This window comes from Streptomyces griseus, assembly GCF_900460065.1.
Lineage (GTDB): Bacteria > Actinomycetota > Actinomycetes > Streptomycetales > Streptomycetaceae > Streptomyces > Streptomyces griseus.
The window spans coordinates 15,449-33,753 of record NZ_UAVD01000045.1 but is presented as its reverse complement, the minus strand read 5'-3'; the positions used below and the strand labels follow the sequence as shown (position 1 = coordinate 33,753).

Sequence of the window (18,305 nt, the reverse complement as noted above, 5' to 3'; positions counted from 1 at the left end):
CAACTCGTCCCCAAGCTCTCAACTTCGTTCGAGCAGGGGGTGCCCCACTGAGCGGGGGAAGACCCCAACCCTGGTCGTGACTCTCCGGCGCTGCTCGCCGGAGAGCGGTCCCCGGGGAATGGTGACAGACAAACGACGAGGACGTGGTGCGGCCCCGACCCGGCCCCGGCCCGGAACCGCCCACTCTACCGGGCCGGGTATGCGGTGGTCAGTGCTCCGTCCCGCTCGTGACCAGTTCGGTGAGGACGCCGTGGCAGTCCTTGGGGTGCAGGAACGTGATCCGGGACCCCATCGACCCCTTCCTGGGCTCGTCGTACAGCACCCGCACGCCCTTCTCGCGGATGTCCGCGGCCTCCCCGTCCACGTCCTCGGTGCCGAAGGCGATGTGGTGCACGCCCTCCCCGTTCTTGGCCAGCCACTTGCCCACGGCGGAGTCCTCCCGGGTGGGTTCCAGCAGTTGGAGGTAGGAGGCCCCGCCGTCCGAGGTCCCGTTGATCCGGAGCATCGCCTCCCGGACGCCCTGCTCCTCGTTGATCTCCGAGTGGTACACCTCGAAGCCGTACGTGGCACGGTAGAACTCGACGGTCTTGTCCAGGTCGAAACAGGCGATCCCGATGTGATCGATTCGCGTCAGCATGGAATCAGCATGGAGCCCGTGCGCCGCTCCCGCCACGGTTACGCAACGTGCGCGCCGTCACACCGGTTGCCGGATGACGGGCGCGATGGCTCTCAGTACATTCAGGTAAACCCTCGTTCACATCCGATCCCAAGGGGCCGTGCCCATGCCAGCAACGACCGGTACCACCACCTCAGTGATCGTCGCGGGCGCCCGGACGCCCATGGGCCGCCTGCTCGGCTCCCTCAAGAGCTTCTCCGGCGCCGACCTCGGCGGCTTCGCCATCAAGGCCGCCCTGGACCGGGCCGGCATCGGCGGCGACCAGGTCCAGTACGTGATCATGGGTCAGGTGCTCACGGCCGGCGCCGGCCAGATGCCCGCCCGGCAGGCCGCGGTCAAGGCCGGCATCCCGATGAACGTCCCCGCGCTCACCGTCAACAAGGTGTGCCTGTCCGGACTCGACGCCATCGCGCTGGCCGACCAGCTCATCCGCGCCGGGGAGTTCGACGTGGTGGTCGCGGGCGGTCAGGAGTCCATGACCAACGCCCCGCACCTGCTCCCCAAGTCCCGTGAGGGCCACAAGTACGGCGCGATCGAGATGCTGGACGCGATGGCGTACGACGGTCTCACCGACGCGTACGAGAACATCCCGATGGGAGAGTCCACCGAGAAGCACAACGGCCGCCTCGGTCTCGACCGCGCCTCCCAGGACGCGATCGGCGCGCAGTCCCACCAGCGGGCCGCCGCCGCCCGGAAGAACGGTCTCTTCGAGGCCGAGATCACCCCGGTCGAGATCCCGCAGCGCAAGGGCGACCCGGTCCTCTTCTCCCAGGACGAGGGGATCCGCGCCGAGACGACCGAGGAGACCCTCGGCAAGCTGCGCCCGGCCTTCGCCAAGGACGGCACGATCACCGCCGGCACCTCCTCGCAGATCTCCGACGGCGCCGCCGCGGTCGTCGTGATGAGCAGGGCCAAGGCGGAGGAGCTGGGCCTCGACTGGATCGCCGAGATCGGCGCCCACGGAAACGTCGCGGGCCCCGACAACTCCCTCCAGTCACAGCCCTCCAACGCCATCCGGCACGCCCTGAAGAAGGACGGCCTCGGCGTCGAGGACCTCGACCTGATCGAGATCAACGAGGCGTTCGCGGCCGTCGCCGTCCAGTCCATGAAGGACCTGGGCGTCACCTCGGAGAAGGTCAACGTCAACGGCGGCGCCATCGCGCTCGGCCACCCCATCGGGATGTCCGGCGCCCGGATCGTCCTGCACCTGGCCCTGGAGCTGAAGCGGCGCGGCGGCGGCACCGGCGCGGCCGCGCTGTGCGGCGGCGGGGGTCAGGGCGACGCGCTGATCATCCGCGTTCCGGGCAAGTAGTACGCGTACGGATTCCGGGCCCGCACGGGCCCCGGGGCAGAGCGAGAGATACGGAGCGGTGAACGTGGACGTGGACGTCCCCACGCTGGTCGAGCAGGCGCGAGCAGGCAGGCCGCGTGCGGTGGCCCGGCTGATCTCGCTGGTGGAGGGAGCGTCCCCGCAGCTGCGGGAGGTGATGGCCGCGCTGGCGCCGCTGGCCGGCCACGCCTACGTCGTCGGGCTCACGGGCTCGCCCGGCGTCGGCAAGTCCACCTCCACCTCGGCCCTGGTCTCCGCCTACCGCCGGGCGGGGAAGCGGGTCGGCGTCCTCGCCGTCGACCCGTCCTCGCCGTTCTCCGGCGGGGCGCTGCTCGGCGACCGGATCCGGATGGCGGACCACGTCTCCGACCCGGGCGTCTACATCCGCTCGATGGCGACCCGGGGCCACCTGGGCGGCCTCGCCTGGTCCGCGCCGCAGGCGATCCGGGTGCTGGACGCGGCGGGCTGCGACGTGGTCCTCGTCGAGACGGTCGGCGTCGGCCAGTCCGAGGTGGAGATCGCCTCCCAGGCCGACACCTCCGTCGTGCTGCTCGCCCCGGGCATGGGCGACGGCATCCAGGCGGCCAAGGCCGGGATCCTGGAGATCGGCGACGTCTACGTGGTCAACAAGGCGGACCGGGACGGCGCGGACGCCACCGCCCGGGAGCTGAACCACATGCTCGGCCTGGGGGAGGCGCGGGGCCCCGGCGACTGGCGCCCCCCGATCGTGAAGACGGTCGCGGCCCGGGGCCAGGGCACGGACGAGGTCGTCGAGGCGCTGGAGAAGCACCGGGCCTGGATGGAGGAGCACGGCGTGCTGGCCGAGCGCCGGACCGCCCGCGCCGCGCGCGAGGTCGAGACGATCGCCGTCACCGCGCTCCGCGAGAGGATCGCCGATCTGCGCGGCGACCGCAGGCTGCACGCGCTGGCCGGGCGCATCGTGGCGGGGTCCCTGGATCCGTACGCCGCGGCGGACGAGCTGGTGGCGGGGCTGACGGGAAGCTCCTGAGGGCGTGCTGAGGCCCCCGGGGCGGCGTGGACGCCGTTCCGGGGGCCTCAGCACGCGCGGGGCCGGTCGGGACCGGTCCCGCGCGCCCGTCAGCCGTCGTCGCCGTCCCGGTCGTCGCCGTGGTCGTCCCGGTCGTCCGCGCGGTCGTCACGGTCGTCGTCGCCGTCGTCGTCGCGGTCCACGGTGACCTCGCCCGTCCTGGCGTCGACGTGCAGCTCGTGCTGCTCGCCGTCCTTGCCCGTGATCTCGACGTCCCAGCGCAGGACGTCGCCCCGGTCGTCGTCATCGTCGTCCAGGTCGATCGAGGTGACGCTGCCCGGCGCGGTCTTCAGCGCCGCGTCCACCGCCCGGTCCAGGGTGACGGTGGAGGAGCGGGGGGCGTGGCGGTCGCGGTCGTCGTTGTCGTCGTCGCGGGTCTTCAGGACCTTGCCGTTGGCGGCGTCCACCGTCACGTCGTGCCACTTCTTGTCGGAGCCGCGGACGTCCAGCTCCCAGACCGCGCGTCCGCGGTCGTCGTCGTCATCGTCCAGCTCGGCCCCGGTGACCGTGCCCGGGACGTTCTTCAGGGCGGCGGCGACGGCCTGGTCGAGGGTGATCTTGGCGGTCTTCGCGCCGCCGTCCGTCCGGGGGGCCTCCGCACCGGCGGGGGACCGGTCGTCATCGCGGTCGTCGCGGTCGTCGCGGTCGTCGCGGTCCGTGCCGGCCGGCTGCTGCGCGGAAGTGCCGCCCCGGCGGTCACCGTCGTCCGCGAAGGCGACGGTGGCGGCGGTGGTGCCGCCGATGAGCACGGCCGCGGTGATCGCCGCGATGGTGACGTTGCGCTTCATGAGGGTTCCTCCCGAGTGCTGCTGCTGTTCGACGTGACCCACACTGCCGGGACGTTGCTGAACGCAACCTGAAGCCACCTGAAGGCGCCTTCAGGTCGGGTTTGCGAGGCTGTGCGCATGCGCCTGTTGATCGTGGAGGACGAGAAGCGCCTCGCGGTGTCCCTGGCCAGGGGGCTGACCGCCGAGGGTTTCGCCGTGGATGTCGTGCACGACGGCCTGGAGGGGCTGCACCGGGCGAGCGAGGGCGCCTACGACCTGGTGATCCTCGACATCATGCTGCCCGGCATGAACGGCTACCGCGTCTGCTCGAACCTGCGCGCGGCCGGGCACGAGGTGCCGATCCTCATGCTGACCGCCAAGGACGGCGAGTACGACGAGGCCGAGGGCCTGGACACCGGCGCCGACGACTACCTGACCAAACCCTTCAGCTACGTCGTCCTCGTCGCCCGGGTCCGCGCCCTGCTGCGCCGCCGGGGGGCCGGCACCGCCGCGCCCGTCCTGACCGTCGGCGCCCTGCGCGTCGACACCGCCGCCCGCCGGGTGATCCGCGGCGAGGACGAGATCACGCTCACCGCCAAGGAGTTCGCGGTGCTGGAGCAGCTCGCCCTGCGCGCGGGCCAGGTCGTCAGCAAGGCGGAGATCCTGGAGCACGTCTGGGACTTCGCGTACGACGGCGATCCGAACATCGTCGAGGTCTACATCTCCACCCTGCGCCGCAAGCTCGGCGCGAGTGCCATCCGCACCGTGCGCGGCGCGGGCTACCGGCTGGAGGCGAAGTGAGGTCCGTACGGGCCAGGGCCGCCCTCGGGGCCACCCTCGTCGTCGCCGTCGCCCTGGTGGCGGCCGGTCTCGCCGTGCTCCTGGTCCTGCGGGCCAACCTGATCGACCAGGCGGACCTCCAGGCCGAGGTGGCGGCCCGCGAGGTGGCTGGGGAGCTGGCCACGGGCACCCCGTACGCCGAGGTGGAGCTGGACGACGAGGAGGACCACCCGGTCCAGGTGACCGACGAGGAGGGCCGCGTCGTCCTCGTCTCCAAGGACCTGCGGGCCGTCACCGGCACCGGCACGAGCGGCGTCACCCCGGTTTCCTCGGCCCCGGCGGGGGCCTCCCCCTCGCCCGGCGACGATGACGACGACGGGGACGAGGACGGCGACGACGGCGCCCGCCCCGGCCGGGGCGAGGTCTCCTCCGACGACCCGGACTTCTCCGAGGGCACCGCCACCGTCGACGGCACCACCGCCGACTACCGTTTCGCCGCGGTCGAGGCGACCACCCCCGAGGGCGTCACCCTGACCGTGTACGCGGGGGCGCCGCTGGCCGCCGAGCAGGAGGCGGTGAACACGGTGCGCGGGGCGATGCTGACCGGGCTGCCGCTGCTTCTGGTGGTCGTCGCCGGGGTGACCTGGCTGGTGACCCGGCGGGCCCTGCGGCCGGTCGAGGGCATCCGCCGCGAGCTGGCGGCGATCACCGCCTCCGAGGACCTGGCCCGCCGGGTGCCCGAGCCCGGTTCGCGCGACGAGATCGCGGCGCTGGCCCGGACGACCAACGAGACGCTGACGGTCCTGGAGGCGTCCGTGGAGCGGCAGCGCAGGTTCGTCGCGGACGCCTCGCACGAGCTGCGCTCCCCGATCGCCTCGCTGCGCACCCAGCTGGAGGTCGCCGAGGCCCACCCGGAGCTGCTGGACCTCCCGGGCGCGGTCGCCGACACCGTACGGCTCCAGGTGCTGGCGGCGGATCTGCTGCTGCTGGCCCGGCTGGACGCGGGGGAGAAGCCCGGGAGCGCGACGGTGGAGCTGGGCGCGCTGGTCCGGGAGGAGGTCTCGCAGCGGACCGGGGACCGGATCGCGGTGAGCGTCGAGGCGCCGGAGGACGGCGCGTTCGAGGTGAGCGGGTCGCGGGGGCAGCTGTCCCGGGTGGTCGGCAATCTGCTGGACAACGCCCAGCGGCACGCCGACGGACGCGTCGCGGTGTCGGTGGCGGCCGACGGGGGCGGCGTACGCGTGGAGGTCAGGGACGACGGGGCGGGCGTTCCCGAGGACGAGCGGGAACGGATCTTCGAACGGTTCGTCCGGCTCGACGACGCCCGCAGCCGGGACGACGGCGGCGCGGGGCTGGGGCTGGCCATCGCCCGGGACGTCGCCGCGCGCCACGGCGGGACGCTGACGGTGCACGCGGCGGCCGAGGGCGGTGCGGCCTTCCGGCTGTGGCTGCCCCGCTCCGCCTGACGGCCCCGGGGCCTACAGCTTGCCGCGCTTGCCGCGCAGGTGTTCCGCGATCGGGGTCAGCGCGGCGTGCAGGTCGGCGAGCGCCTCCGGGGACAGCAGGTCCATGAAGTGCTGCCGCACCGAGGCGACGTGGTGCGGGGCGACCTTGCGCATGGTCTCCGCGCCGTGCTCGGTGAGGACCGCGAACAGTCCGCGCCGGTCCGATTCGCAGTGGGTGCGGCGGACCAGCCCGGCGGTCTCCATCCGGGTGATCTGGTGGGAGAGCCGGCTCTTGGACTGGAGGGTGGCTGCGGCGAGGTCGCTCATCCGCATGCGCTGGTCGTCCGATTCGGAGAGGTTGACCAGGATCTCGTAGTCGTTCATGGTCAGGCCGAACGGCTGGAGGTCCTTCTCCAGTTGGTGCATCAGCAGCCTGCTGACGTCCAGGTGGGTGCGCCAGGCGCACTGCTCCGTGTCGCTCAGCCAGCGGGTGGCCGTCTCGGTCTCCATATATGGATTCTACCTAAGAAGTTGAAAGCCGGACGAAATTGAGGGGTGTGACGACCGGCACCCCCGGCCGGCGGGAGTGCGTACGGGCCCGTCGACGAGCACCGACGGCTGGGCGCAGGCGTTCGACGTCACACTCCGCAGACTACCGCTCACCAACCGAAGCGACGCTGGAGGTCCCCCAGCTGGCCGGGCATGCGCGGAGCGGACCCGGGTTGACCCCCGCCGCCCGGAACGCCCGGCTCGTTCGGGACCGCGCCCGCCGCCTGCTCCGCCATCAGCGCCTCGCTCGACTGGAGCAGCACCGTGCCCGCCCCGACGAACTCGAACTGGTGCTCCTCTCCCGATGTCCCGCCGATCCCGGTGAGTGACCGGATGCCGCCCATCACGCCGGTCATGTACCCGTGGTCGTAGTGGTGACACGGGGAGGGGCAGTCGGCCCAGCCCACCAGCGCCTGCGGGTCCACCCGCAGCGGCGGCTCCATGAACACCACCGGGCCGTTCGACGCGGCCACGAACTTCCCGGTGCCGATCAGCGTCACGAACCCCGGCACGATCGACTGCTTCAGCGCCATCGTCGGCTGGTAGGCCAGCAGGTTCCCGGACCGGATGGTGAGGTTCCCGTCCTCCAGGTCGAAGGAGTTCACGTCGAACGCCCGGTCCGCCAGCAGCATCTTGCCGCTGCCCTCGGCCACCACCCAGTCGCTCGCGTGCAGCGGCGAGTGGAAACTGGAACGCACCAGCCGCTCGAACCGGCCGTGCCCGATGCCGTCGAACTGGATCTGCCCGTAGTAGGCGATCATCTTGCCCTTCTGGAGGAACCACCGGCTCCCCTTGAGCTCCACGCAGAAGGTGTAGGAGTTGACGTTGTCGTCCGACGGCAGCGTCGTCGGGTCGAGGACCACGGGCGTGCTCACAGCTTCTCCTCCGACGCCTGGACGTACACCGCACCACTGCCGCTCAGCTCCAGCTGGAACGCCTCGCCGGAGCCCCGCCCCACCATGTCCCGCCAGCCGACCGCCGTGGACAGCTTGTTGCGGACCTCCCCGTGGTGGGCGACGTACGCCTGCGGGTCCACGTGGACGTCCCGGCCCGGCGCGATCGGCAGCTCGATCACCCCGCCGTGCGCCATCACCGCGACCGCGCCGTGCCCCGTGAGGGTGGTGGTGAACAGGCCCTGGCCGGTCACCTGGCCGCGCACCATGCCCATCACCCCGCCCTGCGAGCCCATGAACATCGTGCCCTGCCGGAGCGTCCCGTCGAACGCCAGCAGCCGGTCCGCCTCCACGTACAGGGTGTCGCCCGCCAGCTCGATCACCTGGATGTGGTGGCCGCCGTGGCCGAACATCACCGTGCCCGATCCCTCGACCGTCATCAGCGGTGCCGCCTCGCCCGCCACCCGGCGGCCGATCATCGACGCGACGCCGCCCTGGCCGCCCTGGATGTTCGGGGTGAAGGACACCTCGCCCCGGTACGCCAGCATCGCGCCGCGCTGGCTGAACAGCTTCTGGCCCGGGGCCAGGGTGGCCTCGACCATCTTGGAGTTGATCTCCCGGAACGGCATCAGACATCGCCTCCGACGGTGTTGCGCTCGCTGGGCTGCACGTAGACCAGCCCCTCGCCCTCGAAGCGGATCTGGAACGCCTCGCCGGAGCCCTCGCCCATCAGCGTCCGGAAGTTCACCCCCGCCTGGAAGCTCTGCTGCAGCCGGCCCTGGTGGGCGATGTACGCGCCGGGGTCGACCATCAGCGGATACCGCGGCGACACCCGCAGCAGCACCGCCGTGCCGTCCGACATGATCGCCGCCTGTCCGGTGCCCTCCACCGTGGTGGTGAACAGGCCGTTGCCGCTCGCCCCGCCGCGCAGCCCGGTGAACGTCGTGCCGGTGCGCAGCCCGGCGTCGGTGGCCAGCAGGTTGCTCGCCTCCACGTACAGCGTGTCGCCGTGCAGCGCGACCAGGTTGATCTCGCTCGCCCGGTCGGCGAAGTAGCAGGTGCCCTGCCCGGACACCTCCATCACCGTGAGCTGCTCGCCGGTCAGCCGGCGGGTCACCATGCCGCGGATTCCCTCACCGCCGCCGGACATCTTCTTGAAGGACATCCGGCCGTCGTACGCGACCATCGAGCCGTTCTTCGCCCTGACGGCATCGCCCGTCAGGTCGACGGCGAGCGTCTTGCTGCCTTGAAGTCGGAACATCGCCACGCGACGACGGTAGCCGTCCGCGCCGCGCCCGGGCCAGAGGCTCCGCAACCGTTACGTCCCTGATGCGCGCGCGGACCGGGCCTGTTATGCGGCGATACGCGCCCCGGCGGACCGGGTCGGCCCCCGCCGCCGTGACCGCCCCGGCGCGATGCCACAATGGGGGCGGCTTGTGCGTCTGTTCACAAGCCCACGCGACCCTCCCACCGAAGGTGCCCCTGTGGACATCAAGACCGCTTCCGCCCTGCACCGGCTGCGCCTCATCTCGATTCCCGAGGCGCTGTCCTTCCCCGCCCTGATCCTCTTCGGCTCGGTCCTCAGCCGGGTCTCGGACATCGACTTCCTGATGATGCCGCTCGGCATGCTCCACGGTGCGCTCTTCGTGATCTACGCCGTGTTCCTGCTGGACGTGTGGACGAAGGCCAAGTGGCCGCTCAAGCGCGTGGCGCTCTTCTTCTTCCTCGCGGTCATCCCCTTCGGCGGGCTCTACGGCGACAAGCTGCTCAAGAAGTACGAGGCCGACGGCGTCATCGCCGCCCGCGCCCGCCGCGAGGGCACGGTCAGCGCATGATCGTCGCGTTCTCCGTCTCCCCCCTCGGTGTCGGCGAGGACGTCGGGGAGTACGTCGCCGACGCCGTGCGGGTCGTGCGCGAGTCCGGGCTCCCCAACCGCACCGACGCCATGTTCACCTCCATCGAGGGCGAGTGGGACGAGGTCATGGACGTCGTCAAGCGCGCCGTGGCCGCCGTCGAGGCCCGCGCCGGGCGCGTCTCCCTGGTGCTGAAGGCCGACATCCGGCCCGGCGTCACCGACGGCCTGACCTCCAAGGTCGAGACCGTGGAGCGGTACCTCGGGGCATCGTGACCTCCTGACGCACCGTCCGCGCGGACCCCTTCCCCGTTCACCCGAAAAGCCCCCGGCACCACACGGTCGGGGGTTTTTCCGGCTCCGGACCAAAAACCGCTCACTCGGACCCGCCAAGTCGACACGCCGTTAGCTGTCCCCTTCTGTGGGGATATCAACCCGTTCGACAGTGGGAGGCACGGTGCGGTCGGAGGGCTACGACTACGACACCTACAGCCGGCTCGCGGGTCCGCTCACGGAGCCGGAGCCGACGGGGTACCGGGTGCGGTACAAGAGCCTGCTCTCGACGGAGAAGCACCGAATAAGAGCCGTCCTCCTGATGACCCTCGCCCCGGTGCTCACGGGCGTCCTGCTGCTGTACCTGGTCTGGCCCACGCACTGGACCGAGCGGGAGAACGGGGAGCGCTGGCTGGTCGTCGCCGACACCGTGATGCTGGTGTCGATCGCCCTGATCGAGCTGTTCATGCTGGTCAACGTGGTCTCCATCGCGCACGCCACGCTCGTCGCGCGCGACCCCGTCCCGGTGACGCCCGAGCCCGGCACCAGGGTCGCCTTCCTGACCACGTACGTCCCCGGCAAGGAACCGCTCTCCATGGTCCGCGCCACCCTCAAGGGCGCCGTACGTCTGCGGCACTCCGGCCCGCTGGACGTCTGGCTGCTCGACGAGGGCGACGACCCCGGGGCCCGGATGCTCTGCGCCGAACTGGGCGTCCACCACTTCACCCGGCGCGGGGTCCCCGAGTGGAACCGCGACAAGGGCGTCCACCGGGCGAGGACGAAGCACGGCAACTACAACGCCTGGATCGCCCTGCACGGCGGCGACTACGACTTCTTCGCCTCCGTCGACACCGACCACGTGCCGACGCCCAACTTCCTGGAACGGATGATGGGCTACTTCCGCGACCCGGACGTCGCCTTCGTCGTCGGGCCGCAGGTCTACGGGAACTACGACTCGGCCGTCACCAAGGCCGCCGAATCGCAGCAGTTCCTCTTCCACGCCCTGATCCAGCGCGCGGGCAACCGCTACGGCGCCCCGATGTTCGTCGGCACCAACAACGTCGTACGCATCGCCGCGCTGCGGCAGGTCGGCGGCCTGTACGACTCGATCACCGAGGACATGGCCACCGGCTTCGAGATCCACCGCCGCCGCAACCCGCGCACCGGGCGCCACTGGCGGTCCGTCTACACCCCCGACGTGCTCGCCGTGGGCGAGGGCCCCGCCTCCTGGACGGACTTCTTCACCCAGCAGCTGCGCTGGTCCCGGGGCACGTACGAGACGCTGTTCAAGCAGTACGGCAAGGCGCTGTTCCGGGTGCCCCCCGGCCGCCTCCTCAGCTACACGCTGATGCTCGTCTACTACCCGATGACCGCGGTCAACTGGCTGCTCGGCGTGGGCAGCTGCGTGCTGTTCCTCTGGTTCGGGGCGTCCGGCACCCAGGTCTCCGCCTCCATCTGGCTGATGCTCTACAGCGACGCCGCCGCCCTCCAGATCGGGCTCTACCTCTGGAACCGCCGGCACAACGTCTCCCCGCACGAGCCCGAGGGCTCCGGCGGCCTCGCCGGCATGGCCATGTCCGCGCTCTCCGCCCCGATCTACCTGAAGTCGCTGGGCTCGGCCGTGCTCCGCGCCGACGGCCGGTTCGTCGTCACGCCCAAGGGCGGCCAGGCGTCCCCGGACCGGCTGCTCACCTTCCGTATCCACCTCTTCTGGGCGGCGGTCCTGCTCTCCTCGCTCGCGGCGTCGGTGTATCTGGACCACACCCACGCGGCGATGCGGACCTGGGCGGTGCTCGGGCTGGCCGTCTCCCTCGGCCCGGTCGCCATCTGGGCCTGGACCGTCCGGCAGGACCGGCGCGCCGAGGCCGCCCGCGCCGTCCCCGTCCCGGCGCCCCCGCAGCCCGAACCGGCCTATGCCGCCGGCCCCGCCCCGACGGCGCCCACCGCGGCGAGCGCCGGCACCACCGCCACCACCACCGCAGGAGGGAACTGACCCATGGCCTACCGGCCCTCGAAGCAGATGAGGAAGACGCTCCTGGGAGGCGGCGCGGTGGTGCTGCTCGCCGGGCTGAACGCTCCCGCGGCCCTGTCCTTCGCCGAGGACAGGTACCACGCGTACAAGATCGACCAGCCGGAGTACAAGGCGGAGTACGGCTCCTGGGACCGGGTGGACATCCCGAAGGAGTACCGCACCAACGCGATCCACGCGGCGCTCCTGCACACCGGCAAGGTGCTGATCGTCGCCGGCTCCGGCAACGACCAGGCGCACTTCGACGAAGGCACCTTCGACACCGTGCTCTGGGACCCGGCCGAGAACACCTTCCAGAAGATCCCCACCCCCGAGGACTTCTTCTGCGGCGGCCACGCCCAGCTCCCCGACGGCCGCCTCCTGATCGCGGGGGGCACCGCCCGCTACGAGGTGCTCGACGACAAGGTGAAGCGGGCCGGCGGCGGTATGCGGGTCAAGAACGAGAATCCGGACAAGCCGCTGAAGCTCAAGAAAGGCACCGTCTTCCGCTCGCCCTCCGGCGCCGAGTACGTGGCCAAGTTCGACGTCATCGTCCCCAAGGCCAAGCGCGAGTTCGAGGTCGACTACTTCGAGAGCGGCCGGATGAAGCCGTGGAAGACCAAGGTGACCGCCTCCGAGCAGCGGGTCTTCGTGGAGGCGGTGGACGAGGGACCCGACGCGGTGGCGACGGACGCCGCCCAGTACGAGATCGTCGGGCTGAAGGGCAAGGCCGCCGACAACTCCTACGGCCTCGCCGAGAAGATCACCATGGACAAGCAGGACTTCCAGGGGATCCGCGCCGCCTACGAGTTCGACCCGACGGCCGAGAAGTACATCAAGGTCGACCCGATGAAGGAGGCCCGCTGGTATCCGACGCTCGTCGGCCTGGAGGACGGCCGGGTGCTCTCCGTCTCCGGCCTCGACGACGTCGGCGCGATCCTCCCGGGCGACAACGAGATCTACGACCCGAAGACGAAGAAGTGGTCCAAGGGCCCCTTCCACTACTTCCCGACCTACCCGGCGCTCTTCCTGACCAAGGGCGGCAAGCTCTTCTACCCGGGAGCCAACGCCGGTTACGGCCCCGCGGACAAGGGGCGCGAGCCCGGCATCTGGGACATCAAGAAGAACACGTTCACCCAGGTGCCCGGACTGACCGACACCGACCAGTTGGAGACGGCGGCCTCGCTGATGCTGCCGCCGGTGCAGGACCAGAAGGTGATGGTGCTGGGCGGCGGCGGGGTCGGCGAGTCCAAGAAGTCCACCGCCCGCACGGCGGTCATCGACCTGGCGCAGGACAACCCGGCCTTCGAGCCCGGTCCCGACCTGCCGCAGGGCACCCGCTACCTGAACAGCGTGATCATGCCCGACGACACCGTCTTCACCAGCGGCGGATCCGAGGACTACCGGGGCCGCGGGGCCAGCAACATCCTGAAGGCGCAGTCCTACGACCCGAAGACCAACACCTTCAAGGAGGCGGCCGAGCCGACGGTGGGGCGCAACTACCACTCCGAGGCGCTGCTGCTGCCCGACGGGCGGGTGGCGACCTTCGGCTCCGACTCGCTCTACGGCGACAAGGACAACACCAAGCTCGGCAAGTTCGAGCAGCGCATGGAGGTCTACACCCCGCCCGCCCTGCACCGCGGCAAGGACGAGCGCCCGGTCATCGGCGACGGCCCCGAGAACGCCGAGCGGGGCACGACGGTCACCTACGGGAGCGCGGACGCGGACCGGATCGCCACCGCCCGGCTGATGCGGCCGAGCGCCGTCACCCACACCACCGACGTGGAGCAGCGCTCCATCGAGCTGGGCCTGGAGAAGGGCGACGGCAAGGTGAGCCTGAACGTGCCGGACGACCCCACGCTGGTGCCGCCCGGCTGGTACATGCTGTTCGTCACCGACACCGACGGCGTTCCCTCCGAGGCGAAGTGGGTCAAGGTCGCGTGAGCCCGGGGGAGCGCCGCGGCCGGGTCAGGAGGCGGCGCGCCTCGCCAGGCCGAGCGCGTACTCCGGCCACCAGTCGCCGGCCGGCGGGCCGCCCCGGCAGGTGCCGTCGGAGTCGCCCGGCCGCTTGATCCACAGATAGGCGTCGAGCCGGTCGTCGCCGGTGTCGGTGGTGGGCGGCGTGCCGAGCCCCCGGCCCGGCGGATTGCACCAGGCCTCGTCACGGCCCCCGGACAGGGGGCCGTTGCCGTTGCGGCTGGTGTCGATCACGAAGTGCGCGCCGCCCACGGCGTCGGAGAGCCGCTTCGCGTACGTCCTCACGCTCGCGTTCGACTGGAAGTTGGAGACGTTCAGCGAGAATCCGTCGGCCCGGTCGATGCCGGCCTGCCGCAGCGGCTGCGCCATCTTGGACGGCTCGTCGATCCAGTCCGGGTTGCCCGCGTCCAGGTAGACCCGGGTCTTGGGCAGGGCCTTGAGCGCGTCGACCGCCTCGGAGAGGAGCTGGTAGCGCTCCGCGTGGTGCTCGGCCGGGGTGCAGCCGTCCGTGATGTGGGGGAGGGCGTCCGGCTCCAGGATCACGGTCGCCGGGGCGTTCTTGATGGCGGCGGCGAACTCGCCGATCCAGGAACGGTAGGCGTCCGCGTCCTTCGCGCCGCCCGCGGAGTAGAGCCCGCAGTCCCGGTGCGGGATGTTGTACGCCACCAGCAGGACGGTCTTGTCCGTGCGGGCGGCGGACTTCACGGCGGCCCGGATCCCGGGGGCCGGGTCGTCCCACGCGGGCCAGTCGGCCACCGGCCGGCCGGAGATGCGCCGCAGGATCTTCGCCTCGGCGTCGCGCCCCTCCTTCTCCCAGGCGCGCACCTGGCGGGCCGCGTCGCTGTTCGGGTCGACCCAGTACGGGGAGGCCGCGCTCGGGGCGGGCTCTCCCCGGACGAGTTCGTCCGCCGCCTCGGCGCTGCGGGTGACGCGCGGTTCCGGTGTCGAGCAGCCCGCGGTGAGAACGGTCACCAGCCAGACGGCGGCCAGGACGGGGAGCGTGCGGGGGAGAGCGCGGGGGACGATTCTGCGGCCGGACATCCAGACCCCTCGGACGGTGGTGACGCACGGACACGGAGCACAGGGAGGTGGGGCAATCGTGACACAGCGGTCACGGAGCGTGGCGGTGCGACACCGTCCGTGACCCGTACGCCGCGACGCCCCGGGGCGTGCCGGTCCCGGGGCGGCCGAAGCCCCCCCGCCGCCCCGAGCCGCTCGGCGCCGTCTCCGTCAGTCCGCGGCGGCCAGCGCGATCCCCAGCGGGGTGCGCTCGTACAGCACCTGGTGTCCATAGCGCCGCGAGGTCAGCAGTCCCGCCCCGCGCAGCACGGAGAGATGGGCCGACACGGACGAGGGGGCGAGGCCCAGCCGGTGCGCCAGCACGCTCGTCCCGGCCGGTTCGTCCAGCGCGCACAGCACATCGGCCCGGACCTGGCCCAGCAGCCGGGCGAGGGTCCCCGGGGTCCGCTCGGCGGACTGGCTCCACAGCCCGCCGATGCCGCGCGCCGGGTAGATCAGCCCCGGCCGCCACGGCTCCTCGTGGCCGCCCACGACCTCCGGCCAGACGAAGACGCTCGGCATCAGGACCAGCCCCTGCCCGCCCAGCACCCGCTCGTGGTCGCCCTGGGTCCCGGCCACCGTGAGCGTCGCGCCCTGCCAGCTCAGCCGCGGGTTCAGTTCGCCCAGCAGCTGTTCGAGCCCGCTGTCCGCGAGCCGCCGCGAGTGGTAGGCGATGTCCGCCTCCAGCAGCGCCCGCAGGCGGGGCCAGTACGGCTCGATCAGCGCCTGCCAGGCCCGCTCCAGCAGATCGGCGAGCTCCCGCACGGCCCGCGCCGGATCGGCCAGCAGCCGCCGGCCCGCCGCCGACGCGGCCCCGCCGGGCCGGTCCGCCAGCGCCTGCGCCATGTCGGCCCGCGCCACCTCCGGATCGACCGCCCGGACGGCCGCGATCTCCTCCTCGAACGTCGCGAGCGGCCCGATCGGCGGCGGGCAGATGAAGTCCGGGTTGTGGCCGCCGGACGGCATCAGCAGCCACAACGGCTCCAGGTCCAGCGCCTCGGACGCCTCCCGGATCCGCCGGAGCCACGGCAGGTGGTACCCGTGGCGGCCGGTGCGGTGCAGGGTGCGCACCGCTTCCTGGGTCTCGAACAGCGGTGACAGGGCGAACCGGCAGCGCAGCAGATCGCTCTCGCCGAAGTGCAGCCGGAACGGCATGCCCCTCCTCCCCTCGCGCCGGACATTCGTCTCCAGCCGAAAGTCTAGAGCCGGCCGCGCCCCGGCCCCAGGCTCGTCCCATGGAGACCGACAGCCCCGCCCCGGCGGACACACCCCGTACCCCGCCCGCCCAGGCGGCGCCGGTCCCGGCCCGGTCCCCGGAGCGTGCCGCCCACCGCGACCCGGGCCCCGGGCCCACGCTCCGGGAGGCCGCCGCGCCCGGCCTCGACGCCCCGGATCCCGGCGCCCCACCGCGCGGCTACCGGGCCGTCTTCGCCGTCACCGAGTTCCGGGCCGTCTTCGCCGCCCACCTGCTCTCGCTGCTCGGCGTCGTGGTCAGCGAGCTGGCGCTCACCGTGCTCGTCTACGACCTCACCGGATCCCCGCTGCTCAGCGCGCTGACGTTCGCGCTGGGGCTGCTCCCGTACCTGATCGGCGGGACGCTGTTCGCCGGGGTCGCCGACCGCTACCCGGCCCGCCGCGTCCTGGTCGTCTGCGACCTGCTCTGCGCGGCCTGCGTCGCCGTGATGCTGGTGCCCGCCACCCCGGTCGCCGGGCTCCTCGCCCTGCGCTGCCTGGTCGCCGCCATCGCTCCGGTCTTCACCGGGACCCGGATGGCGGCCCTCACCGACATCCTCGGCGAGGGCGACCTCTACGTCCTGGGCCGCTCCCTGCTGCGGATCGTCTCGCAGAGCGCGATGCTCATCGGGTTCGGCGCCGGCGGGGTGCTGCTCACCGTGCTGTCGCCGCGCGGTGCCATCACCGTCACCGTGGTGACCTTCCTGTGCTCGGCCGCGCTGCTCCGCTTCGGGACCCGCGACCGCCCGGCCCGTGCCGGCGCCGGCGAGGGCGGCGGGACGCTGCTGAAGGAGTCGCTCTCCGGGGCCCGTCTGGTGCTGGGCGACCGCCGGGTCCGGGCGCTGATGCTGCTGTTCTGGCTGCCGGCGATGTTCGTGGTGGCCCCGGAGGCGCTCGCCGCCCCGTACGCCGACGCGATCGGGGCCTCGCCGGCCGCGCTCGGGCTGCTGCTCTGCGCGATGGCCGTCGGGCACATCGGGGCCGAGCTGTTCGTGGGCTCCGCGCTCAGCCCCCGTAACCGCTCCCGGATCGTCCTGCCGGTCGCCGCCGCCGGTCTCCTCCCGCTACTGGTGTACGCGGTCCGCCCCGGGCTGCCGCTCGCCCTGGCGGCCCTCGCCCTGGCCGGCGCCGGCGCCGCCTATGTGATCGGGCTCGACCAGTGGTTCGTCGACGCCGTGCCCCAGGAGCTGCGCGGCCGGGCCATGACGCTGCTCACCGCCGGGCTGATGACCGTCCAGGGCCTCGGGATGGCGCTGGCGGGGCTCGCGGCCGAGTTCTTCCCGGTCCACCAGGTGGTCGCCGGATCCGGAATCATCGGTACCGTCTGCACGCTCCTGCTGGTCGCCGAGGTCCGCGGGACAGCCCCCGGACGGATGTCCGATACCGAAGGACGAGACGGGGCTGACCGGCATGTGACCAGTCGGTAAGGTCGGTGCCGTGCCGAAGCCGCTCAGTCTTCCCTTCGATCCCATCGCCCGCGCCGACGAGCTCTGGCAGCAGCGCTGGGGACCCGTGCCCTCGATGGGGGCGATCACCTCGATCATGCGGGCCCAGCAGATCCTGCTCGCCGAGGTCGACGCCGTCGTCAAGCCGTACGGGCTGACCTTCGCCCGGTACGAGGCGCTGGTGCTGCTCGCCTTCTCCAAGGCCGGTGAGCTGCCGATGTCCAAGATCGGGGAGCGGCTGATGGTGCATCCCACCTCGGTCACCAACACCGTGGACCGGCTGGTCAGGTCCGGGCTCGTCGACAAGCGGCCGAACCCCAACGACGGCCGCGGCACGCTGGCGTCCATCACCGGCAAGGGCCGCGACGTCGTCGAGGCGGCCACCCGGGACCTGGTCGCGATCGACTTCGGGCTCGGGGTGTACGACGCCGAGGAGTGCGCCGAGATCTTCGCCATGCTGCGTCCGCTGCGGGTGGCGGCCCAGGACTTCGAGGAGAAGTGAACGCGGGCCTCCGGTGAGGCCGGGGTCGCGCGAAGATCGCGCCGGTCGTCCCGTTACGCTCGTAGCCATGAAACAGAACGTGCTCACCCGCTACCGGGTGATGGCCTACGTCACCGCCATCTGGCTGCTCGTCTTCACCGTGGCGATCATCGCGAAGTACGGCTTCGAGACCGGCGACACCATGCTGATCTCGCAGATCCACGGCGTGCTGTTCATCGTCTACGTCGTCTTCGCGTTCGATCTCGGCTCCAAGGCGAAGTGGCCCTTCGGCAAGCTCCTGTGGGTGCTGGCCGCCGGCTGCATCCCCTTCGCCTCGTTCTTCGTCGAGCCGAAGGTCAGCCGGGAGGCCCGCGCCCTGGTCACCGACCCCGCACCGGTCACCGCCAAGGTCTGAGCCCCGGGACTGCCGGACCGGCCCGAACCGCCCCGCGCGCGAAGCGCCGGGCGGTTTGCCATCGACATTTACTA

At 72.0% G+C, this 18,305-nt stretch carries 19 protein-coding genes; 11 read left to right on the top strand and 8 right to left on the bottom strand.

What is annotated here, in order from left to right:
* Positions 1-208 precede the first annotated feature (208 nt).
* Positions 209-637, bottom strand: coding sequence for a methylmalonyl-CoA epimerase (gene mce, locus DTB53_RS30875; RefSeq protein ID WP_003966225.1), 429 nt, complete (start codon positions 635-637; stop codon positions 209-211).
* 175 nt (positions 638-812) lie between these two features.
* On the opposite strand from mce, the gene DTB53_RS30870 reads away from it, so the two are divergent.
* Both DTB53_RS30870 and meaB read left to right on the top strand, forming a co-directional pair.
* Complete coding sequence (locus DTB53_RS30870; RefSeq protein WP_032773889.1) at positions 813-1,988, top strand: acetyl-CoA C-acetyltransferase; 1,176 nt, start codon at positions 813-815, stop codon at positions 1,986-1,988.
* Between the two features lie 58 nt (positions 1,989-2,046).
* A complete protein-coding gene (meaB, locus tag DTB53_RS30865; RefSeq protein ID WP_172595312.1) occupies positions 2,047-3,015 on the top strand; it encodes a methylmalonyl Co-A mutase-associated GTPase MeaB in 969 nt (322 codons plus the stop codon).
* 89 nt (positions 3,016-3,104) lie between these two features.
* Here the strand turns inward: meaB and DTB53_RS30860 are convergent, their stop codons facing one another.
* Complete coding sequence (locus DTB53_RS30860) at positions 3,105-3,842, bottom strand: PepSY domain-containing protein (RefSeq protein WP_012379001.1); 738 nt, start codon at positions 3,840-3,842, stop codon at positions 3,105-3,107.
* A gap of 117 nt (positions 3,843-3,959) precedes the next feature.
* Here DTB53_RS30860 and DTB53_RS30855 point away from each other — a divergent pair, with 117 nt between their 5' ends.
* Positions 3,960-4,622, top strand: a complete 663-nt coding sequence (locus DTB53_RS30855) for a response regulator transcription factor (RefSeq protein ID WP_003966221.1) — start codon at positions 3,960-3,962, stop codon at positions 4,620-4,622.
* A complete protein-coding gene (locus DTB53_RS30850) occupies positions 4,619-6,067 on the top strand; it encodes a sensor histidine kinase (RefSeq protein ID WP_012379000.1) in 1,449 nt (482 codons plus the stop codon). The genes DTB53_RS30855 and DTB53_RS30850 overlap by 4 nt, the downstream gene beginning before the upstream one ends.
* 12 nt (positions 6,068-6,079) lie before the next feature.
* On the opposite strand, the gene DTB53_RS30845 is transcribed toward DTB53_RS30850, so the two are convergent.
* The 4 genes from DTB53_RS30845 to DTB53_RS30830 form a co-directional block, all read right to left on the bottom strand.
* Complete coding sequence (locus DTB53_RS30845; RefSeq protein ID WP_003966219.1) at positions 6,080-6,556, bottom strand: MarR family winged helix-turn-helix transcriptional regulator; 477 nt, start codon at positions 6,554-6,556, stop codon at positions 6,080-6,082.
* Positions 6,557-6,705: 149 nt separating this feature from the next.
* Positions 6,706-7,470, bottom strand: a complete 765-nt coding sequence (locus tag DTB53_RS30840; RefSeq protein ID WP_003966218.1) for an AIM24 family protein — start codon at positions 7,468-7,470, stop codon at positions 6,706-6,708.
* Positions 7,467-8,117: an AIM24 family protein gene (locus tag DTB53_RS30835; RefSeq protein WP_003966217.1), complete on the bottom strand. Its 651-nt coding sequence runs from the start codon at positions 8,115-8,117 to the stop codon at positions 7,467-7,469. The genes DTB53_RS30840 and DTB53_RS30835 overlap by 4 nt, the downstream gene beginning before the upstream one ends.
* Positions 8,117-8,749 (bottom strand): AIM24 family protein, encoded by a 633-nt coding sequence (locus tag DTB53_RS30830; RefSeq protein WP_003966216.1) that lies wholly within the window; start codon positions 8,747-8,749, stop codon positions 8,117-8,119. The genes DTB53_RS30835 and DTB53_RS30830 overlap by 1 nt, the downstream gene beginning before the upstream one ends.
* Before the next feature lie 223 nt (positions 8,750-8,972).
* On the opposite strand from DTB53_RS30830, the gene DTB53_RS30825 reads away from it, so the two are divergent.
* The 4 genes from DTB53_RS30825 (at position 8,973) to glxA (ending at position 13,565) form a co-directional block, all read left to right on the top strand.
* Positions 8,973-9,323, top strand: coding sequence for a DUF3817 domain-containing protein (locus tag DTB53_RS30825; protein WP_012378999.1), 351 nt, complete (start codon positions 8,973-8,975; stop codon positions 9,321-9,323).
* Positions 9,320-9,616, top strand: a complete 297-nt coding sequence (locus DTB53_RS30820; protein ID WP_012378998.1) for an MTH1187 family thiamine-binding protein — start codon at positions 9,320-9,322, stop codon at positions 9,614-9,616. The genes DTB53_RS30825 and DTB53_RS30820 overlap by 4 nt, the downstream gene beginning before the upstream one ends.
* 181 nt (positions 9,617-9,797) lie before the next feature.
* Positions 9,798-11,606: a glycosyltransferase family 2 protein gene (locus tag DTB53_RS30815; RefSeq protein WP_172595311.1), complete on the top strand. Its 1,809-nt coding sequence runs from the start codon at positions 9,798-9,800 to the stop codon at positions 11,604-11,606.
* 3 nt (positions 11,607-11,609) lie between these two features.
* Positions 11,610-13,565: a radical copper oxidase GlxA gene (glxA, locus tag DTB53_RS30810; RefSeq protein ID WP_012378996.1), complete on the top strand. Its 1,956-nt coding sequence runs from the start codon at positions 11,610-11,612 to the stop codon at positions 13,563-13,565.
* A 24-nt stretch (positions 13,566-13,589) separates the two neighbouring features.
* Here the strand turns inward: glxA and DTB53_RS30805 are convergent, their stop codons facing one another.
* Both DTB53_RS30805 and DTB53_RS30800 read right to left on the bottom strand, forming a co-directional pair.
* A complete protein-coding gene (locus DTB53_RS30805; protein WP_012378995.1) occupies positions 13,590-14,639 on the bottom strand; it encodes a glycoside hydrolase family 6 protein in 1,050 nt (349 codons plus the stop codon).
* Between the two features lie 189 nt (positions 14,640-14,828).
* The gene (locus DTB53_RS30800) at positions 14,829-15,812 is read right to left on the bottom strand and encodes an ArsR/SmtB family transcription factor (RefSeq protein WP_012378994.1); all 984 of its coding nucleotides are present in this window, start codon (positions 15,810-15,812) and stop codon (positions 14,829-14,831) included.
* 80 nt (positions 15,813-15,892) lie between these two features.
* On the opposite strand from DTB53_RS30800, the gene DTB53_RS30795 reads away from it, so the two are divergent.
* The 3 genes from DTB53_RS30795 to DTB53_RS30785 all read left to right on the top strand — a co-directional run bounded on the left by DTB53_RS30795 (position 15,893) and on the right by DTB53_RS30785 (position 18,231).
* Positions 15,893-17,317 (top strand): MFS transporter, encoded by a 1,425-nt coding sequence (locus DTB53_RS30795; RefSeq protein WP_012378993.1) that lies wholly within the window; start codon positions 15,893-15,895, stop codon positions 17,315-17,317.
* A 10-nt stretch (positions 17,318-17,327) separates the two neighbouring features.
* Positions 17,328-17,837, top strand: a complete 510-nt coding sequence (locus DTB53_RS30790) for a MarR family winged helix-turn-helix transcriptional regulator (protein WP_003966208.1) — start codon at positions 17,328-17,330, stop codon at positions 17,835-17,837.
* 67 nt (positions 17,838-17,904) lie between these two features.
* The gene (locus DTB53_RS30785; RefSeq protein WP_012378992.1) at positions 17,905-18,231 is read left to right on the top strand and encodes a DUF3817 domain-containing protein; all 327 of its coding nucleotides are present in this window, start codon (positions 17,905-17,907) and stop codon (positions 18,229-18,231) included.
* Positions 18,232-18,305: the final 74 nt, after the last annotated feature.

Excerpts from the sequence above, each read along its gene's own strand:
- glxA (WP_012378996.1), top strand. The coding sequence starts at position 11,610 with ATGGCCTACCGGCCCTCGAAGCAGATGAGGAAGACGCTCCTGGGAGGC.
- mce (WP_003966225.1), bottom strand. The coding sequence starts at position 637 with ATGCTGACGCGAATCGATCACATCGGGATCGCCTGTTTCGACCTGGAC.
- DTB53_RS30835 (WP_003966217.1), bottom strand. The coding sequence starts at position 8,117 with ATGCCGTTCCGGGAGATCAACTCCAAGATGGTCGAGGCCACCCTGGCC.
- DTB53_RS30785 (WP_012378992.1), top strand. The coding sequence starts at position 17,905 with ATGAAACAGAACGTGCTCACCCGCTACCGGGTGATGGCCTACGTCACC.
- DTB53_RS30855 (WP_003966221.1), top strand. The coding sequence starts at position 3,960 with ATGCGCCTGTTGATCGTGGAGGACGAGAAGCGCCTCGCGGTGTCCCTG.
- DTB53_RS30800 (WP_012378994.1), bottom strand. The coding sequence starts at position 15,812 with ATGCCGTTCCGGCTGCACTTCGGCGAGAGCGATCTGCTGCGCTGCCGG.
- DTB53_RS30795 (WP_012378993.1), top strand. The coding sequence starts at position 15,893 with ATGGAGACCGACAGCCCCGCCCCGGCGGACACACCCCGTACCCCGCCC.
- DTB53_RS30805 (WP_012378995.1), bottom strand. The coding sequence starts at position 14,639 with ATGTCCGGCCGCAGAATCGTCCCCCGCGCTCTCCCCCGCACGCTCCCC.
- DTB53_RS30860 (WP_012379001.1), bottom strand. The coding sequence starts at position 3,842 with ATGAAGCGCAACGTCACCATCGCGGCGATCACCGCGGCCGTGCTCATC.
- DTB53_RS30830 (WP_003966216.1), bottom strand. The coding sequence starts at position 8,749 with ATGTTCCGACTTCAAGGCAGCAAGACGCTCGCCGTCGACCTGACGGGC.
- DTB53_RS30845 (WP_003966219.1), bottom strand. The coding sequence starts at position 6,556 with ATGGAGACCGAGACGGCCACCCGCTGGCTGAGCGACACGGAGCAGTGC.
- DTB53_RS30820 (WP_012378998.1), top strand. The coding sequence starts at position 9,320 with ATGATCGTCGCGTTCTCCGTCTCCCCCCTCGGTGTCGGCGAGGACGTC.